The organism is Streptomyces sp. NPDC019443 (assembly GCF_044389785.1).
In the GTDB taxonomy this organism is placed as follows: Bacteria; Actinomycetota; Actinomycetes; order Streptomycetales; family Streptomycetaceae; genus Streptomyces.
The window spans coordinates 1-13,913 of sequence record NZ_JBIRYJ010000009.1 but is presented as its reverse complement, the minus strand read 5'-3'; the positions used below and the strand labels follow the sequence as shown (position 1 = coordinate 13,913).

At 67.5% G+C, this 13,913-nt stretch carries 13 protein-coding genes and 2 pseudogenes; 10 read left to right on the top strand and 5 right to left on the bottom strand.

Going from position 1 to position 13,913, the window contains the following annotated elements; genetic code table 11:
- Nucleotides 1–450 precede the first annotated feature (450 nt).
- Nucleotides 451–642 (bottom strand): tetratricopeptide repeat protein, encoded by a 192-nt coding sequence (locus tag ACH492_RS25765; protein WP_398990292.1) that lies wholly within the window; start codon nucleotides 640–642, stop codon nucleotides 451–453.
- Entirely contained in the window at nucleotides 639–1,139 is a 501-nt protein-coding gene (locus tag ACH492_RS25760) for a tetratricopeptide repeat protein (protein WP_398990051.1), read from the bottom strand. The genes ACH492_RS25765 and ACH492_RS25760 overlap by 4 nt, the downstream gene beginning before the upstream one ends.
- Nucleotides 1,140–1,649: 510 nt before the next feature.
- Between ACH492_RS25760 and ACH492_RS25755 the strand changes: the two genes are divergently transcribed.
- On the top strand, nucleotides 1,650–2,090 hold the full coding sequence (locus ACH492_RS25755) for a VOC family protein (protein WP_037694117.1): 441 nt from the start codon (nucleotides 1,650–1,652) through the stop codon (nucleotides 2,088–2,090).
- 572 nt (nucleotides 2,091–2,662) lie between these two features.
- Here the strand turns inward: ACH492_RS25755 and ACH492_RS25750 are convergent.
- Entirely contained in the window at nucleotides 2,663–2,950 is a 288-nt protein-coding gene (locus tag ACH492_RS25750) for a hypothetical protein (RefSeq protein WP_398990050.1), read from the bottom strand.
- A 205-nt stretch (nucleotides 2,951–3,155) separates the two neighbouring features.
- Here ACH492_RS25750 and ACH492_RS25745 point away from each other — a divergent pair, with 205 nt between their 5' ends.
- Nucleotides 3,156–4,286, top strand: coding sequence for a site-2 protease family protein (locus ACH492_RS25745; RefSeq protein WP_398990049.1), 1,131 nt, complete (start codon nucleotides 3,156–3,158; stop codon nucleotides 4,284–4,286).
- Between the two features lie 231 nt (nucleotides 4,287–4,517).
- Here the strand turns inward: ACH492_RS25745 and ACH492_RS25740 are convergent, their stop codons facing one another.
- On the bottom strand, nucleotides 4,518–4,895 hold the full coding sequence (locus tag ACH492_RS25740) for a DUF6463 family protein (protein WP_398990048.1): 378 nt from the start codon (nucleotides 4,893–4,895) through the stop codon (nucleotides 4,518–4,520).
- 55 nt (nucleotides 4,896–4,950) lie between these two features.
- On the opposite strand from ACH492_RS25740, the gene ACH492_RS25735 reads away from it, so the two are divergent.
- On the top strand, nucleotides 4,951–5,532 hold the full coding sequence (locus ACH492_RS25735; RefSeq protein ID WP_398990047.1) for a TetR/AcrR family transcriptional regulator: 582 nt from the start codon (nucleotides 4,951–4,953) through the stop codon (nucleotides 5,530–5,532).
- Between the two features lie 354 nt (nucleotides 5,533–5,886).
- On the opposite strand, the gene ACH492_RS25730 is transcribed toward ACH492_RS25735, so the two are convergent.
- Complete coding sequence (locus tag ACH492_RS25730) at nucleotides 5,887–6,135, bottom strand: hypothetical protein (RefSeq protein WP_398990046.1); 249 nt, start codon at nucleotides 6,133–6,135, stop codon at nucleotides 5,887–5,889.
- A 120-nt stretch (nucleotides 6,136–6,255) separates the two neighbouring features.
- On the opposite strand from ACH492_RS25730, the pseudogene ACH492_RS25725 reads away from it, so the two are divergent.
- From ACH492_RS25725 to ACH492_RS25695, 7 genes and pseudogenes are all read left to right on the top strand, one after another.
- Nucleotides 6,256–6,384: pseudogene (locus tag ACH492_RS25725) on the top strand (HD domain-containing phosphohydrolase); the annotation flags it as partial.
- A gap of 27 nt (nucleotides 6,385–6,411) precedes the next feature.
- On the top strand, nucleotides 6,412–6,651 hold the full coding sequence (locus tag ACH492_RS25720; protein WP_398990045.1) for a response regulator transcription factor: 240 nt from the start codon (nucleotides 6,412–6,414) through the stop codon (nucleotides 6,649–6,651).
- 160 nt (nucleotides 6,652–6,811) lie between these two features.
- Entirely contained in the window at nucleotides 6,812–7,240 is a 429-nt protein-coding gene (locus ACH492_RS25715; protein ID WP_398990044.1) for a nuclear transport factor 2 family protein, read from the top strand.
- A 126-nt stretch (nucleotides 7,241–7,366) separates the two neighbouring features.
- Nucleotides 7,367–9,859 carry an NPP1 family protein gene (locus tag ACH492_RS25710; RefSeq protein ID WP_398990043.1) on the top strand — a complete coding sequence of 831 codons (2,493 nt, stop codon included), beginning with the start codon at nucleotides 7,367–7,369 and terminating at the stop codon, nucleotides 9,857–9,859.
- Between the two features lie 593 nt (nucleotides 9,860–10,452).
- A pseudogene (locus ACH492_RS25705) lies at nucleotides 10,453–10,784 on the top strand (hypothetical protein); the annotation flags it as partial.
- Nucleotides 10,785–11,348: 564 nt separating this feature from the next.
- Complete coding sequence (locus tag ACH492_RS25700; RefSeq protein ID WP_398990042.1) at nucleotides 11,349–12,722, top strand: beta-propeller fold lactonase family protein; 1,374 nt, start codon at nucleotides 11,349–11,351, stop codon at nucleotides 12,720–12,722.
- 411 nt (nucleotides 12,723–13,133) lie between these two features.
- Nucleotides 13,134–13,649, top strand: a complete 516-nt coding sequence (locus ACH492_RS25695; RefSeq protein ID WP_398990041.1) for a hypothetical protein — start codon at nucleotides 13,134–13,136, stop codon at nucleotides 13,647–13,649.
- Nucleotides 13,650–13,913 lie beyond the last annotated feature (264 nt).

Sequence of the window (13,913 nt, the reverse complement as noted above, 5' to 3'; positions counted from 1 at the left end):
GTAGCCCCGCGACGGCCCGGGACCGCTTCAGAGGCGGTCTTTGGCGGCCCGCACCAGCTTGGCTGGACAGGGACGGTTGCTGCAGTTGCGGTACTGCGCTGCTGCAGCCGCGTGCTCAGTGCAGTCGCTCCGCCTGGTCGCCCTCGTAGGGCCCCGAGACTGCCCGACGATGCCGCATCCCCGTGGCTGGCATGATCCCCCTGGAGGGCGCCTGAGGCCAGAGCTTGTGAATCACGGCCGCTTCCCACGAACGCACCTGCTGACCTGGGGAAACGATACGAATCAGGGTGTGCTCGGGCATCCCTTTGTGACCGTGGTTGACCGATGATCGCTGCCCTATCTGGTGCGTATCTGGTGCGCTGCCGTGCAGGCGCAACCTACGTCATTGCTGATACTGATCCCCTCGATACGAACTAGCGGCCAAGGGGTTGCTGAGGTCTCACGACCGGATCACCCGGGCTCTCGGTGCTCGCTAAGGCCCTTGACGGCGTCGTCGAGGCTGTCGCGGATGATCAGGGTTACGCGGTGAGTGTCGCCCAGGACCTCCTTGCACTGGGTGAGGGCGGCCTCGAACAGGGGGATGGCGCGCTGCAGGTCCCCTGCCGACCGGTAGGCGTGGGCGAGGTTGTTGCGGCTGGTCAGGGTGCCGGGGTGGCTGTCGCCCAGGACCTGCTCGAACTGGGTGAGGGTGGTCTCGGACAGGGGATGGCGCGCTGCAGGTCCCCCGCCGCCTGGTACGCGTAGGCGAGGTTGTTGCGGCTGCTTAGGGTGTCGGGGTGGGTGTCGCCCAGGACCTGCTCGCGCTGGGCAAGTGTGGCCTCATACAGGGGTATCGCGCGTACGTCCTGACCTTGCCGTCGCAGGTAGGCCGCGGTGGCCAGGTAGGAGCTGATGGCGTCGTCTGGTGAATGGCCTGGTGGTGTGCTGGTTGCGAGGGCGATCACATGAGGGATCAGCTGCTGCCACTGGTCCGAAGGCGCAGACACACTCTCTTGGTCAGAGGGCAGGGCCAGCAAGATGGTCTGCTCGGCTTCGTGCCTGCCCGGCGGCGAGGCCCGGGGGTCTTGTGGGAGGCGAGCGCGTAGCACGGCCTGCAGAAGACGATGCACGCTGATGCCCGACCCTGCGAAGCTGACCATGCTTCAGCCACTCCGTCGCGCCAGTGCTTCGAGGGTCTCTCAGTCATGAGCGGGACGGTACAGACGGACACCGACAATCGCTGCCGTGAGGGCAGAGAGCTTCCCGTCATGCTGGGATAGGCGCTTAGAAGGCGTCTGGTGTGATCGTCGGCGCATCCCTCCTGACCTGGTGCTCCACGGACGCCGAGCGCGATAGATCGGCGCCTTCGACACGTATTCGACAGGGGGGCGCCAACGTCCACTGGCTACGGCCGCTCCTGCCGGGTATCTGGCTGAGCATGCTTGCTCTGATCTATACCTCGCACAGCGCAGCAACCACGGTGTGGGCCTTCGTGGAGCCATTCTCATCGTGCTGGCGGTGGGTTGGTACATCCGGATGAATCTCACCTGAGGCGCGATCCAGATTTTTCGGAGTTCGGCGGTCTGCGGATGTCGAGAACGTGCCACCGGCTCCGTCCCAGGGACATCAGCGGCCACCACCGGCCGCACGAGGAAGAAGGAGAAACCAGCATGGCGATTCAGCGGATGGACAACGTCGGCATCGTCGTCGAGGACATGGATGCCGCCATCGCGTTCTTCGTGGAACTCGGTATGGAGCTGGAGGGCAGGGCGGAGGTCGAGGGCCTCTTCGCCGACCAGTGCACCGGACTCGACGGCGTCCGCTGTGACATCGCGATGGTCCGGACCCCGGACGGTCACAGCCGGCTCGAGCTGGCGAAGTACCGCAGCCCCGCGGTGATCAGCGCCGGGCCGCGCAACCGGCCGCACAACATTCTGGGCACGCACCGCGTCATGTTCGCCGTCGACGACATCGAGGACACCGTTGCCCGCCTGCGCCCTCACGGCGCCGAACTCGTCGGCGAGATCGCCCGGTTCGAGGACAGCTATCTGCTCTGCTACCTCCGCGGCCCGGAGGGCATCATCGTCGGACTGGCCGAGCAACTGCGCTGAGAAGGAGGAACCGAACCATGCAGCCGAACGGAAGCCATGAGACGGACCTCGGAGTTCGATCCGGGCCTGCTCCGGCTGCCACTGCTCACTGACACGACGGCCGGACAGGGACGCTGGGGTACGCCTCCGTCCGGCGCCATCGATGTCAGCCGTGGATGTCAGAGACCTTCTGATCCGTAGGATCGGGCACCCTCGTGGTGGCGGTGGGGCTTTTCTATGGAGCGGGTGAGGGGAATCGAACCCGCGCTCTGAGCTTGGGAATCAACCAGTACTTGATCGCCGGGCATGTTCCTGACCAGCGGAAACGCTGCACAGGTGTGCGGCTGGCTGGCGGCCGGACGGTGCTCGTAGTGACCGCTGTTTACCCCTACGAATGGCACGTAGTGGCACGCGGGTGCGGCGGGCTCGGCTGGAACCGCTCGGAGCCGCAGTGCAGATGCGTGATGCGTCCACGGCGGCTGATCCTGAATTGGGGTTCGGCAGCACATTGCACCAGTGGCGTGGGGGTTCGTCGGACCTGGCGGGGAGCACGCTGTGCACCTGATCCCGCCCGCAGCCGCGCAGCAGGGAGCTCACACCATGGGCCTTTCCGGCATGGGCTGCTCTACGCCATCCAGCTCCAGCGTGCATTTGGGCCTGGAGGGGATGAGGTGCGGCTGGCGTATCCGGACCCGGAACGGGCGGGTGGGCTCTTCGGGCAGTTCGCCGGTCAGGAGGCTCGTCCCGGGGCCGTGCTCCTTCTGGCTCGCGACCACTTTGCCGTTGACCAGGAGCTCGATCTCTCCGTTCTTTCCGGGCCCGACGTTCACGGTGATCGAATGGTCACCCTGATCCACGTGGAAGTGGTGGCTGTGCCCCATGACGCACCTCCACAGTGCTGTCGGTAGGTCCAGCCTAGATCCGGTGCCCTTCCTTGTACGTACCTGTGCGTCCCTGGGCCTCTGGCCGACCGCGGGAGATTCCGAGAGCGACAATTGTGGGTGGGTGCCGTGCTGGTCGGTTTACGGAGTGCAGGTCGCGAGGTCCTGCCCGGTGGACCGGCTGCCGAGTCGGCAGGAGACGACGATGAACGGCTCGGTCCGTGTCGGACAAGTTGCCGGGGTGCCACTGCGGATGCACTGGAGCGTGCCGCTGCTGGTGGTCCTGCTCGCGTACGGTCTCGGCCGCCAGACCCTCCCTGCATGGACTCCGGGGCGCTCGGATGCCGTGTACACCTTCGCCAGTGTCGTAGGGGCGGTGCTGCTCATGGGTAGCCTGCTGCTCCACGAGACGGCACACGCGGCGACTGCCCGCAGGAAGAAGATCGCGGTACAGGATGTGACGCTGTGGGCGCTGGGCGGAATGACCCGGATGGGGCGGCCCCAGTCCGCCGCGGTGGCTTTCGCGGTGGCGGTCAGCGGGCCGCTCACCAGCCTGGCCATCGGAGGCGCCGCGCTCGGAGCGGGAATCGGGCTGCACCCGCTGTCCGGCTGGGAGGTGCCCGCCGCCGTTCTGGTGTGGCTCGGCTTGGCGAACCTGTTCCTGGGCGCATTCAACCTTCTGCCCGCTGCGCCGCTCGACGGCGGAAGGGTGGTGCAGGCGCTGTTTTGGTGGCGCACCGGAGACCGGGAACGTGCGGATCGGGCGGCCTCCCGAAGCGGTCAGGTCATGGGCGTGCTGCTGATGGCCTTCGGCTGGATCCTCCTCCTGCGCGGTGTGCCGGGCGGGCTGTGGCTCGTCTTCGTCGGTCTCTTCATCACGGTCGTCGCCGGCGCGGAACGGCAGCGCGCCGTGATCCACACCGCCCTGCGGGGCGTGCGGGTGGCCGATGCCATGTCCAGCCCGGTGACCACCGGCGCCGACTGGCTGACCGCCCAGCGTTTCATCGACGAGGTGGCAGTGAACTCCCGCCATTCCGCCGTGCCGCTGCTCGACTTCGAAGGCCGTCCCAGCGGGATCGTTCAGGTACGCAGGCTTGCCGGGATACCGGCAGCGCGCCGGGAGGCCCAGCGCGTGCGCGAGGTGGCGATCCCGCTGTCGCAGTGCGCGGTTGCCGCTCCGAGTGATCTTCTGAGTGAGGCTCTCGACAGGCTCCGCCCAAGCATGGGCATGCGCATTCTCGTCGTGGACGGGGGCCATCTGGTGGGGATCGTCACCGCGAAGGACATTTCACGGCTGATGCAGCGGCACACACTGGGGGGCCAAGGGCCCACCTGAGCCCGGTCCCGCAGCGTCGTCGGTGATGTGCACCCCTCGGCCAGGCTCGTCGACTTCACGGAGGCGGGAACCACGGGCGCGGGCGGCGTCCAGGCCCACGCAAGACATCCCGTGCTCACAACGGCCAGCCTCAATACCAGGATGAACCGCCCCGGGTAGGTCGGAGACGTCTGTACGCCGCGGGCCCGTCCTGATCGGCACAACATGCCCAGCCGGTCTGGGTATTGACTCTTACTCAGCAGTGCGCCGGGCCGCATGGATCAGCAGCACCGCGGGGACAAGGCCGAGCAGCAGCGGAGTCGGTTCCAGGATCGCCGCGCCCACCAGGCACCACGTGGCAAGACCCCAGCCAATGGACTGCGGCACCGCGACGCCCCGGCGGGCGAGTTGACTGATGAGGAGACCGAGCAGCAGCAGTGGAACGGCGAAGCTCGCGACCACGATCCAGAACGCCCCGTTGGCCCCGCTCGGATGCGCGAACTCTTCGCGAGGCAGCCCCCAGAGCGCACCGCCGAACCATTCGTCGGCGTACTCCACGTTCTGCACACCCAGTGCGATCAGGTGTCCGACGCCCATCACGACCAGGATGCGACCTGCCCAGAGACTCATGGCTCCCCTTACGAGACTCATAGTTTCGGAACTGTGGGTACCGTATCATCTCGGCATGGGACGACCAAGAGACGGCCGGGTGGACGAGGCGATCCTCACGGCCACCCGCGAACTGCTCGCACACAGCGGATACGCCGGCCTGACGATGGACGCCGTGGCGGAGCGCGCGGGCATCGGGAAAGCGGCCATCTACCGGCGCTACGCGACCAAGCAGGACATGGTGTTCGCGGCCGCGGTCCACGTCCCGGACCTGCCCGCGTCGCCGGACACAGGCACCCTGGAGGGCGATCTGACCGTCCTCGTCCAGGAGATTGTCGGCCACCTGACCGCACCGGCTGCCACCAGTGCGGTCCTGGGGCTGCTCGCCGACATCGGCGCCTCGCCCGACCTCGCAGCCCGCTTCCACCAGACGTTCGTCGTCCGCGAGCAGGCCGGCATCCGCGGACTCCTGGAACGGGCAGTCGCCCGCGGCGAGCTCCACACGCTTCCTGACGTCTCCCTCGTCCACGCCCTGGTGACCGGCCCGGTCTTCACCACGCTGTACCTCCAGCACCGCACCCCGGACGGCCTGGCCGCACAGCTGGGCCGGCTCATCGCCGCCGCGCTGGCCACCGAGCCCGCTCCCCCACGCGCGTAACCGGCCACCACGAAAGCGCCGTCTCTGCCTCGTGTGCAGAACGGAGAGCAGGGAGGGTCGCGGTTGATGGCGCGGGCGAGGTCCGGATTCGACAGGCCGGCCGCCTGGAGTTGACCGGCCAGTCGCGCGGCGTCCTCTGCGGGGCGGCGGTTGCGCGATGGCAGCAGGCCTCCCCGCCGGCGGGCGGGCCGGAGGGAGACGCGGCCGGTGTCGCGCAGGGCAGACGGTACGTCTTCCCTCGCGGGAGCCCGGCCTGTTCGGCCCGCACAGCGCGGGCGGAACCGTGCCGTACACCGCGGCGGAGTGCGGCCCTGAGCGCTTCAGGTGGCGAAGCTCGCCAACTGAAGCGCTCAGTCACAGTTGTGCGCGGTGCTCGCCCAGGTCGTGGATTTGAAGAGCCGGTGGCTGCTCGGCCACAGCGACCATGTCGCCACGCTGGCCGCGGGCGCCGGTATGCTCGCGCACCTGGACGCGGCCGCTGTCACCGAGCTGCGGTGCGCCGCGCTTCTGCGCGACCTCGGCCGGGTCGGCGTTTCGGCCAGTGTCTGGGACCGGCCTGGCCGACTGGGCCTTGGTGGAGATGGAACGGGTGCGGATGCACACCTACTGGACCCATCGGATCCTGCAGCGGGTGCCCGCGCTGGCGGCACTGGCCCCCATCGCCTCCGCGCACCACGAACGCGTCGACGGCGGCGGTTACCACCGCGGTGACCCTTCCGGGAACTGCCCTTCGAAGCCCGGATCCTGGCCGCCGCTGACGGTTTTGCCGCGCTCACCGAGCCGCGGGCACACCGCGAGGCGTTCACCGCCGGGGCCGCGGCCGACCTGCTGATACGGCAGGCCGACAGCGGAGGGCTCGACCGGGACGCCTGCGCGGTCGTGATCGGGGCCGCGGGTCTGCCGCGTCCCCGCCGGGTGCTGCCGGCCGGTCTGACCGAGCGGGAGGTGGAGGTGCTCTGCCTGGCCGCCCGGGGGCTCAGCAACCGGCAGATCGGTGAGCGGCTGTCGATCTCTGGCCGGACCGTCGGCCACCACCTCGCCCACGTCTACGACAAGACCGGCCGCCGCAGCCGGGCCGGTGTGGCGGTGTTCGCCATGGAGCACCAGTTGCTTCTCTGACCGTACGTCAGATTCTACTCCCGACCGCGTTTGTCCGTCGGGGATAGGCCGGTTGACCGATGCCGCCCCGGCGCAGCTGGTGAATCGTTGGTGCCTGCGGATCTCCCGGCCGAACATGCGCCGGGACCGGCCGCGCAGGGATCAAGGATGGGGAGCAACGATGACCGCCAGTGTGAGTACGCGCCTCCTCGACGCCCAGGCGTCGAAGAACCAGGAAGTGGTGGCCCGGATGTACGCCGACCTGCGTCGCGGGGACGGCGAGGCGGTCCTGGCCGTACTCGGCGACGAGATTGAGTGGGTCGTCGCCGCCGGGCTGCCGTACGGGGGGACCTACCGCGGCCGTGACGAGGTGCTCGCCAACGTCTTCGCCCGCTTCGACATCGAGTGGGAGGACTTCGCGGTCGTTCCGGCGGAGATCCACGCCGTCGGGGACATGGTCGTCGCCCTGGGCAGCTACGAAGGGCGGCGCCGCGAGACGGGCAGGGCGATGTCGGCGCGCTTCGCGCACGTGTGGCGCTTCGAGCACGGCGTGCCGGTCGCCTTCGAGACCATCGCCGACACCGGCGTCATGGTCGCCGCCATGGCCTGACGGTCCTCGTCCGCATCCCGGAATCCCGGAATGAGATCCCTCTCTTGAATGATGTTGGCATGCACATGATCACCACACCCGCACTCTCGTCGTCCTCGGGACGGCGGCTGAACAGGAAGGACTCATGTGCGTAAATTAACCAAGGCGGCACTACCAGCCGTCACGGCCGTGCAGAGAAGGACGGTCGAAAGACTCGCCGGTCTAGTCGGCCGCGCCGTTGTCGTCGCCCTGCTGCTGGGTGGCATTGTCGTTCTCCCGGCCTCGCCCGCGGCAGCTGCTGTCCCCGAACCACCGCGCGCGCTCCCGCAGAACGCCACCGCGGCGGACCTGAAGTGGCAGCCGGCCCTCGACTACGACACCGACGGTTGCTACAACGTCCCGGCCATCGGGCCGGACGGTCGGATCTCCGAGGGCCTCGACAACCAAGACACCACAAACTCCTCCGACTGCCGTGACCCGTCAGACCTGGACAACACCAACGCCTACTCCCGCCAACGGTGCAACTCCGGTTGGTGCGTCTATCTCTACGACTACTACTTCGAGAAGGACGTCTCGGTCGAGCACGTGGCCGGGCCAGGTGCCGGTGGCCACCGCCACGACTGGGAGCACATCGCGGTTTGGGTCCACAACGACCAGGCCGAGTGGGTGGCCGCGTCGGCGCACGGCCACTATGAGATCAAGCCGGCCGACGAGGTCCGCTGGGACGGCACCCACCCCAAGATCGTGTACCACAAGGACGGCATCTTGACGCACGCCTTCCGCTTCGCCACAGCGGGCGACGAACCGCCCGAGAACCACGACGGCCAGTGGCGGCGCTCGACACTGGTCTCCTATAGCGGCTTCCCGGGCGGACTTCGCGACAAGCTGTTCGCTCACGACTTCGGTGGCCCCTCGATCGGGATCAGGGACGCCAAATTCGCGGGCAACCTCGAAGGGGCCATGCCTACCTTGCAGGTCGGGTGGGGCGCAATCCCTGTGTTCGAGTTCGACTACGGCCGCGACGAGGGCTCGCCCGGTGACCCGAACCCCCCGGCCGACCCGCCCACCGACCCCCCGGACGACGGACCTGGGCTCCCACCCGGACCGACCGACGCGAATCTGAGGGTGATGCCATTGGGTGACTCCATCACCTACGGCGTGGGCAGCTCCACCGAGTCGGGTTACCGGGCCGACCTGTGGAACATGCTCAAGGCTTACACCGACAAGGTGGCCTTCGTCGGTTCGCAGGATTCGGGAAGGCTGCCCGACGACGACCACGAGGGGTACCCGGGGCGCCGCATCGACGAGGTGGCGGCCATGGCCGACTGCACGGTGAAGAGGGCGAGGCCGAACGTGGTGACCCTTCACCTGGGCACCAACGACATGAACCAGAACTACGACCTCGCCAATGCGCCGAAGCGGCTCGGCGACCTGATCGACCAGGTGCTCACCGACGCGCCCGACGCGACCGTGCTCGTCGCCACGCTGATCCCCACGGGCAAGCCGGGACTGCAGCCGAGGATCGACGCGTTCAACTCGCAGCTGCCCGCGCTCGTACAAAAGCGCCGCGACGCAGGCCAGCACGTGGCATTGGTCCGCATGGACACCGCCGTGGACGTGGCCGACGGTCTGCAGAACGACGCCCACCCGAACGACGCGGGCTACCGGGACATGGCCACGGCCTTCCTGTCCGGAATCAACACCGCATACGAGCGCGGCTGGATCGAGGACCCCGAGGGCCCCGAGGGGGATCCCAAGACCTGCGCCGAGGGCTTTCAAGGAGACCTCGGCGAGGGCTGGGACCCCATGGGGGTGATCGCGCCCGGAATGGGCGGTCCGGCCGGCCGGACCGACCTGGTGGAGCTCAACGGCGACCACCGTGCCGACTACGTGAAGATCTTCCCGGACGGGTCGGTGCGGGCCGCACTGAACACGCAGCAGGCCGACGGCCGGATTCACTGGGTGGACCAGGGCATCATCGCCCCCGGTGTCGGGCAGCCCGGCGAATCCGTGCGCTTCGCCGACATGAACGGCGACGGCCGCGACGACTACCTGATCCTGGGCGCCAAGGGATCCTCGTGGTCGTTCCTGAACACGCCCGGCAGTGACGGGAAGTTCCACTGGGACCCCCAGGGCCGCATCTACCCCTATCACCACGACACGAAGGAGCCGGGCGACGAGAGCGGGATCGAACTGGGGTGGGAGCGTGAGGACGTACGCCTGGCCGACGTCAACGGCGACGGCCTGGACGACTACCTGGTTGTGGGACCCGCCGGCTCCATGGACGCGTACGTGCGCAACCCGAACACGACCACCTGGTCCAAGATCGACACTTTCGCCACGGGAACCGAGGCCGGCCCGCGGGCCAGGATGCGACTGGCCGACGTCAACGGCGACCGCAAGGTCGACTACCTGATCGTCGGCAGCACCGGCGCCGTCCACGCCTACATCAACCACATGTCGGGCATGTCCGACGGCAACTGGACCGAGCACAAGTACTTCGCCAACGAGTCGTCCTACCCCGACACCACCGTGGCCTTCCGCGACGTCACCGGTGACTTCAAGGCCGACTACCTCGTAGTCCAGGGCGAGCAGATACAGGCCTGGGAGAACCTGGGCGGTAACAACATGCCCTCCTGATCACAGCGGGCACCCGCACGCTGCATGCACAGCCACTAGGGGTGGGGCAGCGTGCGGGTTCAGGAAGCATGCCCACACAAGGAAGACCCCCGACAGAGATCTTCTGCTGAGTGCGCCCATAGTGCCTGGGTCACGGTGCTGTTCCGACGGACGGAGTGGGCCGAGATCCGGGTGCTGCTGCCGGTGCCGTCCTGGCTGGAGGGGCGGGGTGGCAGACCGGAGGGCTATCAGCCAGCTCTACCACTGCCTGCAGAAACACATCCTGTTCGACGAGGACCAGGCCTTTCCCACCCAAGTTCTCGCCGCTGCTTGACGCATTAGCACCGTGACGCGCCGATCTCCGTCAGCGACTCGGACAGCGCCGTGACGGAAAGCTGCTTGGTGGGGCTCTCGGCGATGTAGAGCCGGTCCTCGGCGGACAGTCCGCCCTAGACCAGCGCCACGTTCAGGCCCTCCTGGCGGTCCTGCCAGGCTTTGAGGATCTCGGTCTCTTCGGTCACGGCCGCGTGGTCGTAGGTGTCGATGAGCTGCGTCATACCAGTGCTCCTTCGAAGGTCTGGACGACGGGGCCGCCGATCCAGAAGGCTTTGCCCCGGCGTTCTGTGTGGGGGCGGACGACGAGCGGTGTGCCGCGCTTCTACGACCTTCGCCACACCGGGCACACGCTGTCCACACGGTCCGGAGCCACGCTCAAAGACACGATGGTGCGCGCCGGACAGTCGTCGGAGAAAGCGGCGATGATCTATGAGCACTCGGACCGCGAGCGTCAGAAGGAGGTGGCGAGCGGGCTGGGCAGGATGGTCCGGGCAGCGTGGAAGAAGGGTTCTAGCCGGAAGAGGGTCCAAGTGGTGCGGAAGTGGTGCGTGCGCGGCGCTTGAATCGGTCTAGACAACACGAAGGCCCAGGTTGGGGATCATGTCCCTGACCTAGGCCTTATCTGTTGGAGCGGGTGACGGGAATCGAACCCGCGCTCTGAGCTTGGGAATCACGGGGCGATCAAGCATTGAGGGGGGTCTGACATGCGGGAACGCTGCACATGCGGGTGCCTGCCTCGGGCTCCGCCGTTCCCTTGTTGACCGTGACTCACCGACCGATCTGGCACGCATGTGGCACGGCGACACCTGCCTTGCGTGGGCCGGTCCGGCCGACGTGGCAGGGCTGGGCCGAGTGAAGCGGGAGGGATCCGGTCAGGAGCGGCGGAGGGCGATGGGGCCGGAAGGGGGGATCCGAGTCGTCCATACGGCCCGCATTCGGGATGGTGAGCGGGTTCGGGCTGATCGCGGCGCTTAGCGTCTGCCGCGGCGATCTTCAGCGCCGCGGCGACCCCCGAGGTCCGTGACGGGGCATCAATCGCCGAGTCCATTCGGGGCACTGGAACGCACTTCGGTGTCGTGCACTGCAGGAGGTCTTGATGTCGGGTATCGCAGTATGGGGGCCGCCGGAACGAGGAAGTACAGGGCAAACTCGCGGGGGTGGCGGTTCGTGGTGGGTGCTGCTGCGGGCCTGGGTGGCGGGAGTGGCGGTCCTGGCCGGCCTGGCCCTTCCGATCGCCGTGGCCACGCCCGCCGCCGCGCAGACCGGGACCTTCGCGTACGTCGCCAACTTCAGCTCTGACAACGTGTCGGTGATCGACACCGCCACCAACACCGTCGCCGCCACCATCCCGGTCGGCAGCGGCCCCAGTGGGGTGGCATTCTCCCCAGACGGTTCCCGCGTCTACGTCGCCAACTTCAACGCGGGCAACGTGTCGGTGATCGACACTGCGACCAACACCGTCACCGCCACCGTCCCTGTCGGCAGCGGCCCCGATGACGTGGCAGTGAGCCCGGACGGCTCCCGCGTCTACGTCACCCTCCTCGCAGACAGCGTGGCGGTGATCGACACGGCCACCAACACCGTCACCGCCACCGTCCCCGTCGGCGACGACCCCGTCGGTGTGGCGGTGACCCCGGACGGCTCCCGCGTCTACGTCACCAACATCACCTCGGATGACGTGTCGGTGATCGACACCGCCACCAACACCGTCACCGCCACCGTCCCCGTCGGCGACGCCCCCATTGGCGTGGCGGTGACCCCGGACGGTACCCGCGTATACGTAACCAACCTCAACTCGGATGACGTGTCGGTGATCGACACCGCCACCAACACCGTCGCCACCACCATCCCCGTCGGCGACGCCGCCAGGGACGTGGCGGTGACCCCGGACGGCTCCCGCGTCTACGTCACCAACCCCAACGCAGACTCGGTCTGGGTGATCGACACCGCCACCAACACCGTCACCACCACCATCCCCGTCGGCGACCTCCCCATTGGCGTTGCGGTGACCCCGGACGGTACCCGCGTCTACGTCACCAACAGCCTCGCGGACAACGTGTCGGTGATCGATGCGGCCACCAACACCGTCATCGGGGACCCCGTCCCCGTCGGCGACAATCCCGGTGACGTGGCGATCGGGACCGTCACCACGGAGGAGCGGACCCCGACCACGCTGACGCTGAAGGCGCAGAAGAAGAAGGGGAAGTACCCGTATGCCCTGGGCGGCGACCATGGCAGCCTCACGCTGAAGGCCAAGCTGACTGCCGAGGGCCTGCCCCTGGAAGGCAAGGACATCACCTTCACTAACGCCGTCCAGCTGTGCACCGAAACCACCGACGAACGAGGCAAGGCCACCTGCAAGGTCCCCGGCAAGCAGGAGAAGGACACCTGCTACACCGCCACCTTCGCCGGCGATGGCACCTACGAGCCCTCCACTGCCACCGTCTGCAGGAAACACGGCAAGCCCGGCTGGCCGTCAGAACTGGAGGATCTGGAAGGCCTGAACGACATCCTCAGCCAGGCACTGACGCCGGCCGCCAGGACATGAACGTGATCCTGCGCGGCCAAGCCCGAGCGATTTCACGCCGCCTCCCGCAGACCCGCGACTGATCACCTCGACAGCGCGCCCCGCCGGGGCATCCCGTCCCCTTCACGACTCGTGGCCCTGACCTCAACCGGAGGCAGGGCCACGACGGCGCCACGGAGGCTCGAGCAGTGTGGCCCGTACTCGTCACAGAAGGCGTGGCTCGACACCCGCTTTAGGAGCGAGGTGGGGCGAGCAGGGCCGTGAGCTGCGACGGGACGACTTCGGCGGATGCTGGCTGCTGCCGCTGCCAGCCACCGTAGTTCCCCGTGGCTCCCCGACCGATCTGGCGCGGTTGTGGCACGGGGCGGTCCCTCTGGATGCCAGAGGCTGCGCTCCTGGGGTAGGCGCGTCGGATCGTGGTAGACCTGCGACATGGAGTGGGGGACGTTGCTATCTGCGGCTGTAGGTGCCGTGTTCGGTGGGTCGATGACCTTGGCAGGACAAGCGATCGACTACAAGCGTCGGCATCGAGAAGAAGCGCTTGCCCGAGGGAGAACCAACCTGGTAACCATCCGGGACCTTCTGATCGACTTGATCAACTATTTCGAACGGGTCGAGCCGGGCCTGCCTGAGGGGCTGGATGATATTCGGGAATCCGCCACGTATACCTCGGACTTGAACAGGCTCAGAGGTCATGCACTGGTCGTCACCGATCACGATGTGCGGAAACGGCTTCAGGATGTGCTGGACGTGCTCTGGTGGCTAAGTCCGATCGCAGACCAGTGCAGGAAGCACTGGAGCTTCGTGGGCCACGAGATAGCCCGCCATGGGCTTGAACTAGCAGGGGCACACATCCGGGATGAGCCAGTGTTGCCTATGCCGGGGGATGTTCGACGATACGTCCGCGTGCTGGAAGCTGTCCGGGTCAGAGAACGAGAACGATCTTGAAAACCGTCGTGGCAGCGATGTCACCGTGGGTTCAAATCCCACACCCACCGCAGGTGAAACGGCCCCTGACCAGCCAACTCGGTCAGGGGCCGTTCTCGTGAGCGTTGTCCGCCGACGACCGCTATTCCCCGCTGTTTCCCGACCGAACGGGCACGGGAAGGGCACGGTGACCTTCTGATCCGTAGCTCTATCCAGAACGGTCAGCAGCGGTCATATTGGCTACTTCGAGGCCTCGGAGGGACTTTATCGAACGGGGTCGGTTGC

Bases quoted from the DNA above. Each gene is read 5' to 3' on its own strand.
- ACH492_RS25745 (WP_398990049.1), top strand. From the start codon at position 3,156: ATGAACGGCTCGGTCCGTGTCGGACAAGTTGCCGGGGTGCCACTGCGG.
- ACH492_RS25750 (WP_398990050.1), bottom strand. From the start codon at position 2,950: ATGGGGCACAGCCACCACTTCCACGTGGATCAGGGTGACCATTCGATC.
- ACH492_RS25755 (WP_037694117.1), top strand. From the start codon at position 1,650: ATGGCGATTCAGCGGATGGACAACGTCGGCATCGTCGTCGAGGACATG.
- ACH492_RS25760 (WP_398990051.1), bottom strand. From the start codon at position 1,139: ATGGTCAGCTTCGCAGGGTCGGGCATCAGCGTGCATCGTCTTCTGCAG.
- ACH492_RS25740 (WP_398990048.1), bottom strand. From the start codon at position 4,895: ATGAGTCTCTGGGCAGGTCGCATCCTGGTCGTGATGGGCGTCGGACAC.
- ACH492_RS25695 (WP_398990041.1), top strand. From the start codon at position 13,134: ATGGAGTGGGGGACGTTGCTATCTGCGGCTGTAGGTGCCGTGTTCGGT.
- ACH492_RS25715 (WP_398990044.1), top strand. From the start codon at position 6,812: ATGACCGCCAGTGTGAGTACGCGCCTCCTCGACGCCCAGGCGTCGAAG.
- ACH492_RS25735 (WP_398990047.1), top strand. From the start codon at position 4,951: ATGGGACGACCAAGAGACGGCCGGGTGGACGAGGCGATCCTCACGGCC.